A 17,704-nucleotide genomic window follows, 5' to 3' on the forward strand; every position below is an offset into this window, starting at 1 on the left:
GCAAGCCCGCTCCCACAGGGGCCTGTGTTGGATATGAATTTTGTGCTCACTGAAAATCGAATGTGGGAGCGAGCCTGCTCGCGATGGCGGTGGGTCAGTTTGCGGTGATGTTGGATGTGCCGGCCTCTTCGCGAGCAGGCTCGCTCCCACAGGAGGAACACGGTTCCCTCAAGAACCAGGTCGGCTATAAGGCCGCCTCCCGGAGGACATTGATCTCGGGCGCCCCGTTAGTTACCGCAGCAATGGATATACACCCAAAACGCGCCCATAAAAAAAGGCCACCCAAAGGCAGCCTTCAAAAACTAGAGAGGTTTTTTGCTTACACGGCCGCGACAGGGCGCATGTAAGAGATTGGCGCGGTGCTGGCATCTTCGAACGTCACGACTTCCCAAGCATCTTTCTGCTCAATCAACTTGCGCAGCAGCTGGTTGTTCAGTGCATGGCCGGACTTGAAGCCCTTGAACTCACCAATCAGGCTATTGCCCAGCAGGTAGAGGTCGCCGATTGCATCGAGGATCTTGTGCTTGACGAATTCGTCTTCATAACGAAGACCGTCTTCGTTCAAAACACCATCGGAATCGACCACGATCGCGTTTTCAACACTGCCGCCGAGTGCGAGATTGTGCTTGCGCAGGTACTCGATATCACTCATGAAACCAAAGGTACGGGCGCGGCTGACTTCTTTTACGAACGAAGTGCTGGAAAAATCCACGCTTGCACTTTGGGTGCGGTCACGGAAAACCGGGTGATCGAAATCGATCTCGAAGCTCACCTTGAAACCTTCGAAAGGGACGAAAGTGGCGCGCTTGTCGCCGTCTTCCACTGTCACTTCCCGCAGGATGCGGATGAACTTCTTGGCTGCGTCCTGCTCTTCCAGGCCAGCCGATTGAATCAGGAATACGAAGGGTCCGGCACTGCCATCCATGATCGGGACTTCGGACGCGGAGAGCTCGACGTAGGCGTTATCGATGCCCAGGCCAGCCATGGCCGAGAGCAAATGCTCCACCGTGTCCACTTTGGTGTCACCGTTGACCAACGTGGTCGACATAGTGGTTTCACCAACGTTTTCCGCGCGAGCAGGAATCTGCACCACAGGGTCGAGGTCGGCACGACAAAACACGATGCCGGTATCGACAGGCGCGGGCTTGAGGGTCAGGTAGACCTTCTCGCCGGAGTGCAGGCCGACACCTGTGGCACGGATAATATTCTTCAGGGTGCGTTGTTTAATCATGGCATGGGCCGCTTCAGCGCAAATTGCGAACTGGTATCAACAAAGGCTGGCGATGATAGCAGACCAGACCTTTGCTGAACACCAATCACCCGTATCCCCCTGATACATTTCATCAATCGGCCTGACGACGCAGGAAGGCCGGGATGTCCAGGTAATCCAGATCGTCTTGCGGATTCATCTTCGCGGCAGTCGCAGCACCGGCCTGGGCCTGGTTGCGCATGACGGTCGGACGGTCCAGGTCACGGTAGTTCACCGCAGGCTGTTCCTGACGAACGGGGGCTTGCTGCTGTGGCTGGGAGGCCATGGCGGTCTGCACGGTATTGTCGATCACCTTCATCGGCTTCTCGATTTTCGCGCCCAGGCCAGTGGCAACCACGGTCACGTGCAACTCGTCACGCATGTCCGGATCGATCACGGTGCCGACCTTGACCATCGCGTGGTCGGAAGCGAACGCCTCGATGATGCTACCCACGTCGGAGTACTCGCCCAAGGACAAGTCCGGACCGGCGGTGATGTTCACCAGGATGCCACGGGCGCCCTGCAGGTTGACGTCTTCGAGCAACGGGTTGCGGATGGCCGCTTCGGTGGCTTCGCGCGCACGGTTCGGACCGCTGGCGCAGCCAGTGCCCATCATCGCCATGCCCATTTCGGACATCACGGTGCGTACGTCGGCGAAGTCGACGTTGATCATGCCTGGACGCTTGATGATGTCGGAGATACCGCGAACGGCACCGGCCAACACGTCATCGGCCTTGGCGAAAGCCGACAGCAGGCTTGCGTCTTTGCCCAGGATGGTCAGCAGCTTCTCGTTGGGGATGGTGATCAACGAGTCGACGCTTTCGCTCAGCGCGCGGATGCCTTCATCGGCGATCTGCATGCGCTTGCGGCCTTCGAACGGGAACGGACGGGTCACCACCGCAACGGTGAGGATGCCCATTTCCTTGGCCACTTCGGCAATGATCGGCGCAGCACCGGTACCGGTACCACCGCCCATGCCCGTGGTGATGAACACCATGTTGGTGCCGGCCAGGACTTCAGCGATGCGCTCGCGGTCTTCCAGGGCAGCCTGACGGCCAACCTCGGGATTCGCGCCGGCACCCAGGCCCTTGGTCACGCCGGTACCCAGTTGCAGGATGGTCCGCGCGCCGATGTTTTTCAGCGCTTGAGCATCGGTGTTGGCGCAGATGAACTCGACGCCTTCGATGTTGCTCTTGACCATATGGTTGACAGCGTTGCCGCCGCCACCGCCGACACCGATTACTTTGATAACCGGGCTAGCGGGGATGTTGTCTACGAGTTCGAACATGTTCCCTCTCCTTTCATTCTCTAGTTTTTTCGCCTACTGCGTCTTCAGTGGCAAGTTGCGAGCCTTAAGCTGCAAGCTTGCCGCTTGAAGCTTGAAACTTGTCGCTAAAAATTACCCTTGACCCAAGCCTGGAGACGCTCGAACAGCGGTGCCTTCGGCTCGTCGCTGCTGTAGCTGTCGCGACTGCCAATGCCCGAGAACGAGATCCCGTCGGACTGTTTTTGCAGGCCATACATCAACAGGCCCACGCCGGTGGAATAGATCGGGTTGCGAACCACGTCATCCAGGCCCTTGACACCATGGGGCACGCCCAGGCGCACCGGCATGTGGAAAATCTCTTCGGCCAGCTCGACCGCGCCTTCCATCTTCGAGGTACCGCCGGTCAGCACGATGCCGGCCGGGATCAAGTCTTCGTAGCCACTGCGACGCAGCTCGGCCTGGATCAGCGTGAACAGCTCGTCGTAACGCGGCTCGACCACTTCGGCCAGGGCCTGGCGCGACAGTTCGCGCGGCGGACGGTCGCCAACGCTTGGCACCTTGATGGTTTCGCCGGCACCGGCCAGCTTCGCCAGGGCGCAGGCGTAGCGGATCTTGATTTCCTCGGCGTACTGGGTCGGAGTGCGCAGCGCCATGGCGATGTCGTTGGTCACCTGGTCGCCGGCAATCGGGATCACGGCCGTGTGGCGGATCGCGCCTTCGGTGAAGATCGCGATGTCGGTGGTGCCGCCACCGATGTCCACCAGGCACACGCCCAGCTCTTTCTCGTCGTCGGTCAGCACCGAGTAGGCCGAGGCCAGTTGCTCGAGGATGATGTCGTCGATTTCCAGGCCGCAACGACGTACGCATTTCTCGATGTTCTGCGCGGCGTTCACCGCACAGGTCACCACGTGGACCTTGGCTTCCAGGCGCACGCCGGACATGCCCAGGGGCTCGCGCACGCCTTCCTGGTTATCGATCACGTAATCCTGCGGCAGGGTGTGCAACACACGCTGGTCGGCCGGGATCGCCACGGCCTGGGCCGCGTCGAGGACGCGCTCAAGGTCCGCGGAGCTGACTTCGCGGTCACGAATCGCCACGATGCCGTGGGAGTTCAGGCTGCGGATGTGATTGCCCGCCACGCCGACAAACGCCGAGTGGATCCGGCAGCCGGCCATCAGTTGCGCCTCTTCGATGGCGCGCTGGATCGATTGCACGGTGGACTCGATGTTCACCACCACGCCTTTCTTCAAGCCGCGGGACGGGTGTGTACCGATCCCGACGATGACCAGCGTGCCGTCGTCCGCGACTTCGCCTACCAGCGCCACCACCTTGGAAGTGCCGATATCGAGACCGACGATCATTTTCCCGCTTTGCACGTTTGCCATGGGTCCTGCCTCTTCTTAATTCTTCGCGACGGCGGGTTCGGCCGTCGTCGGCGCTACAGGTTCCCGCCAGCCAACGGCCAGGCCGTTGGCGTAGCGCAGATCGATGCGCGCAATGTTCGTAATCTGTTCTTTGAGCGTCTTGTCATAGATGGCGATGAAGCGGCGCATCTTTTCCACCAGGTTGCCGCGACCGAGCAACAGCTCGATGCCCGGCCCCGAGCTGCCCGCGCCAGTGGTCAGGAACCAACTGCCGCGCTCACGCAACTCCAGGCGCGCGATGGAGAAGCCCAATGGCCGCAACATCTGGCTCAACACCTGGTATTGCTGCATCACTTGCTGCTGGGCCCGCTGTGGACCGAACAGTTGTGGTAAATGTTCATAATTGGCCAGTTCCCGCGGCGTAAACGCCTGGCCCTGGTTGTTCAACAGCGACTCGTCGCCCCAACGGGCCACCGGCAGTTGTTCTTCCAGGCGAATCGACACCTGGTCGGGCCACACCCGCCGGACTTCGGCGTGGGCGATCCAGGGCATCTGCTCCAGCTCCGTGCGCATGCCCGCCAGGTCGATGGTGAAGAAGCTCGACGCGACGAACGGGGCGATCCGCTGCTGCACCGCCTGCTGGCTGATGTAGCTCAAGTCGCCCTGGACGTTGATCCGCGCAATCGGCCGGTCGGCATACGGCAACAGCCGTTGCGCACCTTCATACGTACCGAACCCCAACGCCACCAGCATCACCGGCCAGAACAAGCTCTTGAGAAAACCAAAATTGGCTTTCGGCAAGCGCGCCGACATCGGCTCCTTGGCCACCATTCGGCTGGCACCCCGCGGCACCGGCTTGCGACCGGGTGCGGATGGCTGATGACGAAGCGATGCGCCTTGCATGGCTTAACCTCTTGGCTCTTGTTGGCCGACACTGGCGCCCAGGATCGACAGCACCAGTTGCTGGAAATCCAGGCCCGCGGCACGGGCGGCCATCGGCACCAGGCTGTGATCGGTCATGCCGGGGGCGGTGTTGACTTCCAAAAACCAGAACTGCCCATCGGCGTCCTGCATCACGTCTGCCCGGCCCCAACCGGCGATACCCAGCGCCTCACAAGCCTTGGCCGTGAGGTCCATCAATTCTTTTTCCTTAGCAGCGTCCAGCCCGCAGGGAATGCGGTACTGGGTATCGTTGGCGACGTACTTGGCGTCGTAGTCGTAGAACGTGTGGGGCGTGCCCAGCGCGATCGGGGGCAACACCTGGTCACGCAGGGTGGCGATGGTGAACTCGGGACCGGTGATCCACTGTTCGACCAATACTTGCGAATCGTAGGAACTGGCGTCCTTCCAGGCTGCGGTCAACTCAGGCAGCGAATTCACTTTCGCCATGCCGATACTTGAACCTTCATGGGCCGGTTTGACGATCAAAGGGAAGCCCAGTTCCGTGGCCGCGCAAATACAATCGGCCTCGGATGCCAGCACGGCGTGACGCGGCGTCGGAATGCCGAGGCTGTGCCAGACCTGCTTGGTGCGCAGCTTGTCCATCGCCAGGGCCGACGCGAGGATGCCGCTGCCGGTGTAGGGAATGCCCAGGCATTCGAGCAGGCCTTGCATGCTGCCGTCTTCACCGCCACGGCCGTGAAGAATGATGAACGCACGGTCGATCTTTTCGCTGAGCAGGCGCTGCAGGAAATCGTCGCCCACGTCGATGCCGAAGGCGTCGACGCCGGCGCTTTGCAAGGCTTGCAGCACGGCGTTGCCGGACTTGAGGGAGACCTCGCGCTCGGCGCTCTTGCCACCGAACAGCACGGCGACGCGGCCGAAGGCTTTCGGATCGAGGGTCGAGACCAGGTTGGCGTAGGCAGCAGTCATTTCAGTTTCCCCTCGCTGGACGCCACGATGGCTCCGGCGAATAACGGACTGTTCAACAGTTTCGGGGCCAGGCCACCGATGTCGCCGGCACCCTGGCACAGCAGGATGTCGCCAGCGCGCAGCAGCGGCTTGACCAACGGTGCGAGGTCCACGCCGCGTTCGATGTAGATCGGGTCCAACTGGCCACGCTGGCGAATGCTGTGGCACAGCTGGCGGCTGTCGGCTCCCGGGATCGGCTCTTCGCCGGCCGGGTAGACTTCCATCAACAGCAACACGTTGGCGTCGGCCAATACCTGGACGAAATCGTCATACAGGTCGCGGGTGCGGCTGTAGCGGTGCGGTTGATAGACCATCACCAGGCGCCGCTCCGGCCAGCCACCGCGCACGGCCTTGATCACCGCCGCGACTTCGGTCGGGTGGTGGCCGTAGTCGTCCACCAGCATCACGTTGCCGCCGTCCACTGGCAGTTCGCCGTAGACCTGGAAGCGTCGGCCTACGCCCTGGAACCCGGACAGGCCCTGGACGATGGCTTCATCGCTGACACCTTCGTCGGTGGCGATGCAGATGGTGGCCAAGGCGTTGAGCACGTTGTGGTTGCCCGGCATGTTCACCGACACATCCAACGGCTCGCGCTCAGGGCGCAGCACGGTGAAGAACGTCTGCATGCCCTGCTGGCGCACGTTGATGGCACGGACGTCGGCGTCTTCGCCAAAGCCATAGGTCACGGTCGGACGCTTGATCAGCGGCAGGATCTCACGCACCACCGGATCGTCCAGGCACACCACCGCCAGACCGTAGAACGGCAGGTTGTGCAGGAACTCGACGAAGGTTTTCTTCAGTTTGTTGAAGTCACCGTCGTAGGTCGCCATGTGGTCGGCGTCGATGTTGGTGACGACGGCGACCAGCGGTTGCAGGTGCAGGAAGCTCGCATCGCTCTCGTCGGCTTCGGCGATCAGGTAGCGGCTGGTGCCCAGTTGGGCATTGGTGCCTGCGGCATTCAGGCGGCCACCGATCACGAAGGTCGGGTCCAGGCCACCAGCGGCGAACACCGAGGCGATCAGGCTGGTGGTGGTGGTCTTGCCATGAGTACCGGCGACGGCGATGCCGTGGCGATAGCGCATCAGCTCGGCGAGCATCTCGGCCCGTGGCACCACGGGAATACGGCGCTCCAGGGCGGTCGCGACTTCCGGGTTGGAGGTGTTCACGGCGCTGGACACCACCAGCACGTCGGCATTGGCGGCGTTCTCGGCACGGTGGCCAATAAAGATCTGTGCCCCGAAGGATTCCAGGCGCTCGGTGACCGGGGATGCCTTCAGGTCGGAACCCGAAACCTGGTAACCCAGGTTCAGCAACACCTCGGCGATCCCGCACATGCCCACGCCGCCGATGCCGACGAAGTGGATGCGGCGGATGCGGCGCATTTCCGGTTGCGGCATGGCTTTGCGATTCTCAACCATGGGCCACCTCCAGGCAGGTATCGACCACTTGGGCCGTGGCATCGGGTTTGGCCAGGCGGCGCGCGGCGCGGGCCATGTCTTCAAGTCGTTGCGGCTGCATCAAAACCTCTGTCAGGCGGGCGGCAAGATCCGCGGCGCCAGTCGTTCTTTGCGGCATCAGGAAGGCAGCGCCTTCACGGGCCAAATAATCGGCGTTACGGGTCTGGTGATCGTCGATGGCGTGGGGCAAAGGCACCAGCATCGAGGGCAGACCGGCGGCAGCCAGTTCACTGATGGTCAGCGCGCCTGCGCGGCAGACCACCAGGTCGGCCCAGCCATAGGCTTGGGCCATGTCTTTGATGAAAGGCTGCACTTGCGCCTCGACGCCGGCGGCGCGGTAGCGCTCGGCGGTCACTTCATCGTGGTTTTTGCCGGCCTGGTGAAACACTTCCGGGCGCAGTTCGGGGGCGACCTGCGACAGGGCTTCGGGCAGCAATTTGTTCAACGGTTCCGCCCCCAGGCTTCCACCCAGGACCAGCAAGCGCGCCTTGCGTCCGGCCAGGGCCGGGCGCGGTGTTTCGAGGAACAGCTCGGTACGCACCGGATTGCCGGTGGTGCGACGGCTGCCCGACAGGGTAAAGGTGTCGGGAAAGGCTTCACAGACCCGGGCGGCCAACGGCACCAGTAACCGATTGGCGGTACCGGCCACGGCGTTCTGCTCGTGGACGATCACCGGCACGCCGGCCAGTTTTGCCGCGACACCGCCCGGCCCGGTCACATAACCACCGAATCCGACCACGCACACCGGCCGCAGCCGACGAATGATCGCCCGCGCCTGCCAGACCGACTTCAACAGCATCAACGGCGCCTTGAGCAACGACAACTTGCCCTTGCCCCGCAGGCCGCTGGCATTGATCCGATGCAACTCCAGGCCCGCGGCCGGCACCAGTTCATTCTCGATGCCCCGTGGCGTGCCCAGCCAGTGCACGGTGTAGCCGCGCGCCTGGAACTCCCGGGCACAGGCCAGCGCCGGGAATACGTGCCCGCCGGTACCGCCCGCCATGATCAGCACGTTAGCGCCCATGAGTCGGCTCCTCGGCGAAGTCGCTCTCCTGGAATTCCATCTCTTCGCTGCCCAGGTGGGTTCGACTCTCCCATTCGATGCGCAGCAACAGGCCGAGGCAGGCACAGCAGATCACCAGGGAGCTGCCGCCATAACTGAGGAACGGTAGGGTCAGGCCCTTGGTCGGCAACAGGCCGACGTTCACGCCGATGTTGATCAAAAACTGGCCGATCCACAGGAACGACAAGCCATACGCCACATAGGCGGCGAAGAACTGTTTGGCCTTTTCCGCCCACAAGCCGATGTACATGCCACGCACGCAGACGAACACGAACAGGGCGACGGTGCACAGGGAACCCACCATCCCCAGTTCTTCGGCCAGGACCGAGAACACGAAGTCGGTGTGGGCTTCCGGCAGGTAGAACTGCTTCTGCACGCTGTTGCCCAGGCCCACGCCCAGCCACTCGCCGCGACCGAAGGCAATCAGCGCCTGGGTCAATTGATAGCCGGAACCGAACTGGTCGGCCCACGGATCGGTAAAGGTGATCAGGCGCGCCATCCGATACGGTTGCGCCTGCACCAGCACCGTTACCGCCGCCACCGCCAGCGCGACCATCAAGGTGAAACGGAACAGCCCGACGCCGCCGAGGAACAACATCGCGGCCGCCGCGCCCATCATCACCACCGTGGCACCGAAGTCCGGTTCCATCAGCAGCAGGCCGGCCATCGGCAGCAACACGATGAACGGCTTGAAGAAGCCCATCCAGCTCTCGCGCACTTCCTTCTGGCGACGCACCAGGTAACCGGCGAGGTAGATCACCACGAAAACCTTGGCGATCTCCGAAGGTTGAACGTTGAAGAAGCTGAAGCCGATCCAGCGCATCGAGCCGTTGACCTCGCGGCCAATGCCCGGTAACAGCACCATCACCAACAGGCCGAAGGCACCGAGCAACATCATCCAGCCCAGGCGTTGCCAGGTGGCGATCGGCACCATCATGGTGACGATGCACGCGCCCAGGCCGATCACCAGGTAAATCAGGTGGCGGATCATGTGGTAAAGCGTGTTGCCCGACTGCACGGCGGCCACTTCCGACGACGCGGAGGTGATCATCACCAGGCCCAGGCCAAGCAGCGCCAGGCAGCCGGCGAGCATCGGGAAATCCAGGTCGATGCCACGGCCGGTGATCAATGGCGACGGGTACGGCTTGATGATGTTCATCAGGTTCATGCCAAGTCCTCCGCGGCCCGGGCGAACAACTGCCCACGCTCTTCGTAGTTCTTGAACATGTCGAAACTGGCGCAGGCCGGCGACAACAGCACCGCATCGCCCGGTTGCGCGAGGACGCGGGATTGCTGCACCGCCTCGTCCAGCGAAGCGACACGAACCAGCGGCACGGCATCGCCGAGGGCCTGGGCGATCAGTTCGCGGTCACGGCCCATCAGCACCACCGCGCGGCAGTTGGCGGCCACGGGGTCGCGCAGGTCCTTGAAGTCGGCGCCCTTGCCGTCGCCGCCGGCGATCAGCACGAGCTTGCCATCAATGTCCGCGCCCAGGCCTTCGATGGCCGCCAGCGCCGCACCGACGTTGGTGGCCTTGGAATCGTTGTACCAGGCCACGCCATCCAGATCGCGCACCCACTGGCAGCGGTGTTCGAGACCGGCAAAGGTACGCAGGGCCGAGAGCATGGCGTCGAACGGCAGGCCGACCGCATGGCCCAGGGCCAACGCGGCCAAGGCATTGGCTTGGTTGTGGGCGCCGCGAATCTTCAATTCGCGCACTGGCATCAGGGTCTGGAATTCGAAGGCCAGGTACTTCTCGCCATTCTCTTCGCGCAACCCGAAACCTTTGAAATCCGGAACGCCCAGGCCGAAGGACCAGCACGGCATGCCCTCGCCCAACAGCGGCCGGGTCAGGGCGTCCTGACGGTTGAACACCACTTGCCGGGCACCCCGGAAGATCCGGTGCTTGGCCAGGTGATAAGCCGGCAGGCCGCTGTAGCGGTCCATGTGGTCTTCGCTGACGTTGAGCACGGTGGCCACTTCAGCGCCCAGGTGGTCGGTGGTTTCCAGCTGGAAGCTCGACAGCTCCATCACGTACAACTCGACGTCGTCGCTGAGCAGGTCCAGCGCCGGGGTACCGAGGTTGCCGCCCACGGCGACGCGCTTGCCGGCCGCCGCGGCCATCTCGCCCACCAGGGTGGTGACGGTGCTCTTGGCGTTCGAACCGCTGATGGCAATGATCGGCGCCTTGGCGTTGCGCGCGAACAGCTCGATATCGCCGGACAATTTCACGCCACGGGCCGCCGCAGCCTGCAGGGCCGGAGTCGCCAGGGCCAGGCCGGGGCTCACGTAGAGCTCATCGGCGCGGCACAGGAATTCGACGTCCAGCTCGCCACAACGCACGTCCACCTGGGGATAGTCACGGCGCAGCGTGGCCAGCTCAGGTGGATTTTCCCGCGTATCGGCCACGGCAAACGACACGCCCCGGCTCGCCAGGAAGCGAACCAGGGACATGCCGCTCTTGCCGAGGCCGACAACGATGCGGAAGTGGTCAGAAGCGATCAGGGACACTCGTTCTACCTCAGCTTCAGGGTGGCAAGGCCGATCAGCACCAGAATCACGGTGATGATCCAGAAACGGACGATCACACGCGGCTCGGGCCAGCCCTTGAGTTCAAAGTGGTGGTGAATCGGCGCCATGCGAAATACGCGGCGGCCGGTCAATTTAAAGGAGGCCACCTGAATGACGACGGACAGGGTCTCCATCACGAACACACCGCCCATGATGAACAGGACGATTTCCTGGCGAACGATCACGGCAATGGTGCCCAGGGCCGCGCCCAGCGCCAGCGCGCCGACGTCGCCCATGAAGACTTGCGCCGGGTAGGTGTTGAACCACAGGAAGCCCAGGCCGGCACCGATCAGCGCACCGCAGAACACAATCAACTCGCCAGCGCCCGGCACATACGGGATCAGCAGGTATTCGGCGAACTTCACGTTACCCGACAGGTAGCAGAAGATCCCCAGGGCGCCGCCGACCATGACCGTTGGCATGATCGCCAGGCCGTCAAGGCCGTCGGTGAGGTTGACCGCGTTGCTCGAACCGACGATCACCAGGTAGGTCAGCACGATGAACCCTGCGCCCAGCGGAATGCTGTAGTCCTTGAGCATCGGCAGGATCAGGGTGGTTTCCACCGGCGAGGCGGCAGTCATATAAAGGAAGATCGCCGCGCCGAGGCCGAACACCGACTGCCAGAAATATTTCCAGCGGCTGGGCAGCCCACGGGAGTTCTTCTCGATGACCTTGCGGTAGTCGTCGACCCAACCGATGGCACCAAAGAATAAGGTCACCAGCAGCACGACCCAGACGTAACGGTTCGCCAGGTCGGCCCAGAGCAAGGTGCTGATGCCGATGGACGACAGGATCAGCGCGCCCCCCATGGTCGGCGTACCGGATTTGGACAGGTGCGATTGCGGACCGTCGTTACGGACCGACTGGCCGATCTGCAGGTTCTGCAGGGTGCGGATCATCCACGGGCCCAGGAACAGCGACAACGACAACGCGGTCAGCACACCCAGGATCCCGCGCAGGGTCAGGTACTGGAAGACCGCGAAGCCTTTGTGGAACTGTTGCAGGTACTCCGCTAGCAGCAGCAGCATTAATGTTTCTCCGTGGTGGTGCCGCACAGCGCCGCGACGATGTTTTCCATCGCTGCGCTGCGTGAACCCTTGATCAATAAGGTGGTGTTCGGGTCCTGCTCGGCGCCCAGGGCCTGGATCAATTCAGCTTGAGTGGTGAAATGCCGTGCGTGCTCGCCAAACGCGGCGACCGCATGGGCCATCATCGGACCGACCGCATACAGCGCATCGACCTTGCCGCGCGCATAGGCACCGACATCGTGATGTCCCTGTTGCGCCCACTCACCCAGCTCGCCGATATCCCCCAGCACCAGCACGGTACGGCCGGAGAAACCGGCGAGGATATCCACCGCCGCGCACATGGACGACGGGTTGGCGTTATAGGTGTCGTCGATCACGCGCATGCCGTTGCTGGCCAGTTGCGCGACAGAGCGCCCCTTGACCGGCTGCACGGCGTTCAGTCCGGCAACGATGCCCGGCAGCGACACACCCAGGGCATGGGCGGCAGCCGCGGCGGCCAGGGCGTTGGCGACGTTATGGGTGCCCAGCAGGTTCAATTGGACCCGCTCGGCACCGTCGGGGCTGTGCAGGTTGAAGGCCGGGCAACCGCGGGCATCACGGTCCAGGTCGCTGGCGTAGAAATTCGCGGCGAGGTTGCTCAGGGCAAAGGTCAGCACCTTGCGCTCCCCCGCCCGGGCCTTCCAGATTTCGAAGGCCTTGTCGTCGAGATTCAGCACGGCGACGCCATTGGCATCCAGCCCTTCGATGATCTCGCCCTTGGCCTCGACGATTTTTTCCGGGCCGCCGAACTCGCCGACGTGGGCGGTCCCGGCGTTGTTGAGCACCGCCACGTGGGGCTTGGTCATGGCCACGGTGTAGGCGATCTCGCCGAGCCGCGAAGCCCCCAGTTCGATGACGGCGGCGCTGTGTTCCGGTGCCAGTTCGAGCAAGGTCAGCGGCACGCCAAGGTCATTGTTCAGGTTGCCACGGGTCGCCAAGACAGAGCCGCGGGTGCGCAGGATGCTGGCAAGCATTTCCTTGACCGTGGTCTTGCCACTGGAGCCGGTGATGGCCGCGACCGGGTTGCCGTACGCAGCGCGGTTCAGCGCACCGAGCTGGCCCAGGGCCTGGCGAGTGTCATTGACGAGCAATTGCGGCAACGTGCTGTTGCTCACTTCCCGCTCGACCAATGCGGCGACCGCACCTTTGCCCGCGACCTCGTTCAAGTAATCGTGGCCATCGAAACGCGGCCCGGCCAGGGCGACGAACAATTGCCCCGGCGCGATCGCCCGGCTGTCGATGCTCACGCCGCTGAAGGTGGCGTCCGCAGAAATGAGGCGCGCATTCAGGGCGTTGGTCAGTTCGCTGAGTTTCAAGGCCTTAAGCATGGGCCACCTCCCACGCGGTCAGGGCGTGATCGGCTTCCACCAGATCGGAGAATGCATGGCGTTCGCCGTTGATTTCCTGATAGTCCTCGTGACCCTTGCCGGCCAGGACGATGACATCGTCCGCCGAGGCGCTGGCGATCAACTGGGCAATGGCCTGGCCGCGACCGGCGACGAAGGTGACGTTATCCACAGCGGTAAAACCGGCGCGGATGTCGTCGAAGATCCGCAGCGGGTCTTCGCTGCGCGGGTTGTCATCGGTGACCAGCACGCCGTCCGCCAGACGCTCCACCACTTCTGCCATCAACGGGCGTTTGCCGCGATCGCGATCGCCGCCGCAGCCGAACAGGCACAGCAGCCGGCCCTTGGCGTGAGGACGCAAGGCCGTGAGGACTTTTTCCAACGCGTCGGGGGTATGGGCGTAATCGACCACCACCAACGGTTGAGTCCCGCCGCCGAGGCGCTGCATGCGCCCGGCAGGCCCTTCAAGTTTTGGCAACACCTTGAGAATTTCGTCCAGCGCGTAGTCCAGCCCGAGCAAGGCGCCGATGGCCGCCAATACGTTGCTCAGGTTGAAGCGGCCGAGCAAGGTGCTGCGCACATGGTGCTCGCCCTGGGGCGTGACCAGCGTGGCGCGCACGCCTTCGTCATCGAACTGCGCCTGGCGTATATAAAGGTAGGCGCTGGCATCTTCCAGGCTATAGGTGATCAACCGGGATTCGCGCTTGTCGGCGGCCAGTTGCCGGCCGAACTCGTCGTCGAGGTTGATGACCCGGCACTTCAAGTCATTCCAGGCAAACAGCTTGGCCTTGGCTTCGCCGTAGGCCTGCATGGTGCCGTGGTAGTCCAGGTGGTCGCGGGACAGGTTGGTCAACACCGCGACGTCGAACGCCAGCGCCGTCACACGCCCCTGGTCCAGGCCGTGGGACGAGACTTCCATCGCAACGGCCTTGGCACCGGCCTTCTTCAAGTCCGCCAGGGTCGCTTGCACGGCAATCGGGTTCGGCGTGGTGTGCAGGCCGCTTTCCAGCGCGCCATGAAAACCGTTGCCCAAGGTGCCGACAATGCCGCAATGCTGGCCGAGCAGGTCCAAGGCCTGGGCCACCAGTTGGGTCACGCTGGTCTTGCCGTTGGTGCCGGTCACGCCCACCAGGTTCAGGTGGCGGCTCGGGTCGCCATAAAACCGCCCGGCGATGTCCGACAGCTGCGCCGCCAGGCCCTTGACCGGAATCAGCGGCACGTCAGTAATCGGCAGCACGGTCGCGCCTTGCACTTCGTACGCCACGGCAGCCGCGCCGCGCTTCAGGGCGTCGGCGATATGGTCGCGACCATCGACACGGCCACCCGGCACCGCCAGGAACAAGTCCCCGGCACGTACATTGCGGCTGTCCAGGGCCAACTCACGAATCAGCAGATCGTGACCGGCGTGGGCAAAAATCTTGTTCAGGCTCAGGGACATCAGCCACGCCCTCCTTCGGCTTTCAAGGGAATGACCGGTGCGGTATTGGCCTGCTGGGTCGGCGGCAGGTTATCCGGCGTAATGTTCATCAGGCGCAGGGTGCCTGACATCACTTTGCTGAACACCGGCGCCGAGACCAGGCCACCGAAGTAGCCCGCCTTGCTCGGTTCGTCGATGACCACGACGATGGCGTAGCGCGGGTCGCTCATCGGACCGAAACCGGCAAACAGCGAACGGTAGGAATTCTCGGCGTAGCCTTTGGTGCCCACGGAGGTTTTGCGGGCCGTACCCGACTTGCCTGCCACGTGATAGGCCGGCACCTGGGCGCGATAGACACCACGCGGCGCCTCGATCACTTGTTGCAGCATGCCCTGCATGGTCTTGGCGACGTTTTCCGGGATCACCTGGGTGGCCTGCGGTGGCTTGTCGGTCTTGATCAGGGTCAGCGGTGCCATGCGCCCGTTGTTCGCCAGCGCGGAAAACGCGTGGACCAACTGGATCGCGGTCACGGAAACGCCGTAGCCATAGGACAACGTGGCGGTCTCAGCCTTGCGCCAGTCACGGTAGTTCGGCAAGTTGCCGACACGTTCGCCGGGGAAGCCCAGGCCGGTGTCCTGGCCGAGGCCGATTTTCTGGGCCAGGCGATAAATCGTCTCGCCGCCGATATCGAAGGCGATCTTGCTCATGCCGACGTTACTGGAGTTGATCAGGATGCCAGTCAGGTCGAGCACCGGGCCTTCGGTCTTGGACACGTCGCGAATGGTGTACTTGCCGATCTGCAGGGTGCCCGGGTACACCTCGACGGTGTCGCTCGGTTTCCAGCGCCCGGTTTCCAGGGCAGCGGCCATGGACACGGCCTTCATGGTCGAACCCGGCTCGAACACGTCGATCATCGCCCGGTTGCGCATCATCGCTGGTTGCAGGTTGCGACGGTTGTTCGGGTTGTAGGTCGGCTGGTTGACCATCGCCAGGATCTCGCCGGTCTTCACGTCCATGATCACCAGGCTGCCGGCCTTGGCACCGTTCTCGACGATGGCATTGCGCAGCTCCCGGTTGGCCAGGTATTGCAGGCGCAGGTCAATGGACAACGCCAAGGGCTTGCCGGCCTTGGCGTTTTTGGTGACTTGGACATCCTTGATCAACCTGCCGCGCCGATCCTTGATGACTTGGCGCTTGCCGGCGACCCCGGCGAGCCATTCGTCATAGGCCAGTTCGACCCCTTCGCGCCCTCGATCATCGATGTCAGTAAACCCGACCATGTGGGCAGTGACTTCACCGGCCGGATAGAAACGCCGGAACTCTTCGATGCCATAGACACCGGGCACTTTCAGGTCGAGCACACTCTGGCCTTGCTCGGGCGTCAACCCGCGCACCAGGTAGATGAATTCTTTGTTCGCCTGGGCTTCAAGACGCTCGGCCAGGGCCTTGGGGTCCTGTCCGAGGGCGGCGGCCAAGGCCGGCCATTTTTCCTTGGCTTGCTGCATTTCCTTGGCGTTGGCCCACAGGGTGGTCACCGGAGTGCTCACGGCCAGGGGTTCGCCATTGCGGTCGGTGATCAGGCCACGGTGCGCCGGAATTGGAATATGACGCACACTGCGAGCGTCGCCCTGCCCCTTGAGGAAGTCACGGTCGATGACCTGCAGGTCGATGATGCGCCACGAAATAGCCGCCACCATAAGTCCGAGCAAACCCAGGACCAGACGAAACCGCCACGGGAACAGCGCCCCTTCGAGTTTCATCATGGCGCCACCATCTGCACTTCGGCGGCGCCGGGGATGCGCATTTTCAGTTGTTCGGTGGCCAATACTTCGATGCGGCTATGGGCGGTCCAGGTGCTCTGCTCCAGGATCAACCGGCCCCACTCGGCCTGCGCCTTGTCGCGCACGCTCAGTTCGTTGTAGAGGGTGTTGAGCAACTGCCGATTCCAGTGCGCGCTATAGGACACGGCGATAGCCGACACGAGCACGCCGATAAACAGCAGCAGCATGAAAAAGCTGCCGCCAGGCAGGGGCTTGGCGAAGAGCTTGCTCACCGCAACTTCTCCGCGACACGCATGACGGCGCTACGGGCACGTGGGTTGGCCTTGAGTTCAGCGTCGGAGGCGAACTGCGCCTTGCCATGGATCTTGATCTTCGGCACGAAGGCTTCGAAACGCACCGGCAGGTTGCGCGGCAGGTTATCGGCCTCGCCCTTGGTGAGCTTGCGCATGAACAGCTTGACGATGCGGTCTTCCAGGGAATGGAAGCTGATCACCACCAGTCGACCGCCGATCTCCAGCGCTTCAAGCGCCGCTTCGAGACCGACTTCCAGATCGCCCAGTTCGTTATTGACGTGGATGCGCAAGCCCTGGAAAGCACGGGTCGCCGGGTTCTTGCCCTTTTCCCAGGCCGGGTTGGCCACTTTCAGTACTTCGGCCAGGTCGCCGGTACGCTCGAAGGGCTTGATGTCGCGGCGCTCGACCACGGCACGGGCCATGCGGCCGGAGAAACGCTCTTCACCGTATTCCTTGAAGACACGGGCGATCTCTTCCACCGGGGCGGTGTTGACGAATTCGGCGGCACTGATCCCGCGGGACGGATCCATGCGCATGTCCAACGGGCCATCATTGAGGAAACTGAAGCCGCGCTCCGGATCGTCCAGTTGCGGCGACGACACGCCCAGGTCGAGCAGCACGCCACTGACCTTGCCGGCCAGGCCGCGCTCGGCGACTTCGGCGCCCAGCTCGGCAAAGCTGCGCTGCACAACGACAAAGCGGCCGTCTTCGGCCGCTAGCGCTTGCCCGGTGGCAATCGCTTGAGGATCCTTGTCGAACCCCAGCAACCGGCCGTCCGGACCGAGCTGACTGAGAATCAGCCGGCTGTGTCCGCCACGCCCGAATGTGCCGTCCAGATAGCAGCCATCAGGACGTACGGCGAGAGCCTCGACGGCTTCGTCAAGCAGTACGGTGATGTGGTTAAAGCCGCTATCAATA

15 protein-coding genes are annotated in these 17,704 nt (G+C 63.1%); all 15 read right to left on the reverse strand.

Annotated elements, in window-relative coordinates:
- Nucleotides 1-319 precede the first annotated feature (319 nt).
- Nucleotides 320-1,231, reverse strand: coding sequence for a UDP-3-O-acyl-N-acetylglucosamine deacetylase (gene lpxC / locus J3361_RS10160; protein ID WP_030139673.1), 912 nt, complete (start codon nt 1,229-1,231; stop codon nt 320-322).
- Between the two features lie 112 nt (nt 1,232-1,343).
- Nucleotides 1,344-2,537: a cell division protein FtsZ gene (ftsZ, locus tag J3361_RS10165; protein ID WP_042729563.1), complete on the reverse strand. Its 1,194-nt coding sequence runs from the start codon at nt 2,535-2,537 to the stop codon at nt 1,344-1,346.
- Between the two features lie 104 nt (nt 2,538-2,641).
- Nucleotides 2,642-3,901, reverse strand: a complete 1,260-nt coding sequence (gene ftsA / locus J3361_RS10170; RefSeq protein WP_003205342.1) for a cell division protein FtsA — start codon at nt 3,899-3,901, stop codon at nt 2,642-2,644.
- Nucleotides 3,902-3,916: 15 nt separating this feature from the next.
- A complete protein-coding gene (locus tag J3361_RS10175) occupies nt 3,917-4,783 on the reverse strand; it encodes a cell division protein FtsQ/DivIB (RefSeq protein ID WP_186705128.1) in 867 nt (288 codons plus the stop codon).
- Between the two features lie 3 nt (nt 4,784-4,786).
- Nucleotides 4,787-5,752: a D-alanine--D-alanine ligase gene (locus J3361_RS10180; protein WP_207964298.1), complete on the reverse strand. Its 966-nt coding sequence runs from the start codon at nt 5,750-5,752 to the stop codon at nt 4,787-4,789.
- Nucleotides 5,749-7,209: a UDP-N-acetylmuramate--L-alanine ligase gene (murC, locus tag J3361_RS10185; protein ID WP_039591549.1), complete on the reverse strand. Its 1,461-nt coding sequence runs from the start codon at nt 7,207-7,209 to the stop codon at nt 5,749-5,751. The genes J3361_RS10180 and murC overlap by 4 nt, the downstream gene beginning before the upstream one ends.
- The gene (gene murG, locus J3361_RS10190; protein ID WP_207964300.1) at nt 7,202-8,272 is read right to left on the reverse strand and encodes an undecaprenyldiphospho-muramoylpentapeptide beta-N-acetylglucosaminyltransferase; all 1,071 of its coding nucleotides are present in this window, start codon (nt 8,270-8,272) and stop codon (nt 7,202-7,204) included. Before murG ends, murC begins: the two co-directional genes overlap by 8 nt.
- Nucleotides 8,262-9,473, reverse strand: a complete 1,212-nt coding sequence (gene ftsW, locus J3361_RS10195; protein ID WP_186705199.1) for a putative lipid II flippase FtsW — start codon at nt 9,471-9,473, stop codon at nt 8,262-8,264. Before ftsW ends, murG begins: the two co-directional genes overlap by 11 nt.
- Nucleotides 9,474-9,475: 2 nt before the next feature.
- Nucleotides 9,476-10,822, reverse strand: a complete 1,347-nt coding sequence (murD, locus tag J3361_RS10200) for a UDP-N-acetylmuramoyl-L-alanine--D-glutamate ligase (RefSeq protein WP_207964302.1) — start codon at nt 10,820-10,822, stop codon at nt 9,476-9,478.
- A 5-nt stretch (nt 10,823-10,827) separates the two neighbouring features.
- Nucleotides 10,828-11,910, reverse strand: a complete 1,083-nt coding sequence (mraY, locus tag J3361_RS10205) for a phospho-N-acetylmuramoyl-pentapeptide-transferase (RefSeq protein ID WP_053124966.1) — start codon at nt 11,908-11,910, stop codon at nt 10,828-10,830.
- Nucleotides 11,910-13,277, reverse strand: coding sequence for a UDP-N-acetylmuramoyl-tripeptide--D-alanyl-D-alanine ligase (gene murF / locus J3361_RS10210; protein ID WP_207964303.1), 1,368 nt, complete (start codon nt 13,275-13,277; stop codon nt 11,910-11,912). The genes mraY and murF overlap by 1 nt, the downstream gene beginning before the upstream one ends.
- On the reverse strand, nt 13,270-14,733 hold the full coding sequence (locus J3361_RS10215) for a UDP-N-acetylmuramoyl-L-alanyl-D-glutamate--2,6-diaminopimelate ligase (protein ID WP_207964305.1): 1,464 nt from the start codon (nt 14,731-14,733) through the stop codon (nt 13,270-13,272). The genes murF and J3361_RS10215 overlap by 8 nt, the downstream gene beginning before the upstream one ends.
- On the reverse strand, nt 14,733-16,472 hold the full coding sequence (locus J3361_RS10220) for a penicillin-binding protein 2 (protein ID WP_207964455.1): 1,740 nt from the start codon (nt 16,470-16,472) through the stop codon (nt 14,733-14,735). Before J3361_RS10220 ends, J3361_RS10215 begins: the two co-directional genes overlap by 1 nt.
- Complete coding sequence (ftsL, locus tag J3361_RS10225; protein ID WP_003178214.1) at nt 16,472-16,765, reverse strand: cell division protein FtsL; 294 nt, start codon at nt 16,763-16,765, stop codon at nt 16,472-16,474. The genes J3361_RS10220 and ftsL overlap by 1 nt, the downstream gene beginning before the upstream one ends.
- Nucleotides 16,762-17,703, reverse strand: coding sequence for a 16S rRNA (cytosine(1402)-N(4))-methyltransferase RsmH (rsmH, locus tag J3361_RS10230; protein ID WP_186705197.1), 942 nt, complete (start codon nt 17,701-17,703; stop codon nt 16,762-16,764). Before rsmH ends, ftsL begins: the two co-directional genes overlap by 4 nt.
- Nucleotide 17,704: the final 1 nt, after the last annotated feature.

Source organism: Pseudomonas sp. OA65 (assembly GCF_017498305.1).
Taxonomy (GTDB): domain Bacteria; phylum Pseudomonadota; class Gammaproteobacteria; order Pseudomonadales; family Pseudomonadaceae; genus Aquipseudomonas; species Aquipseudomonas zanjanensis.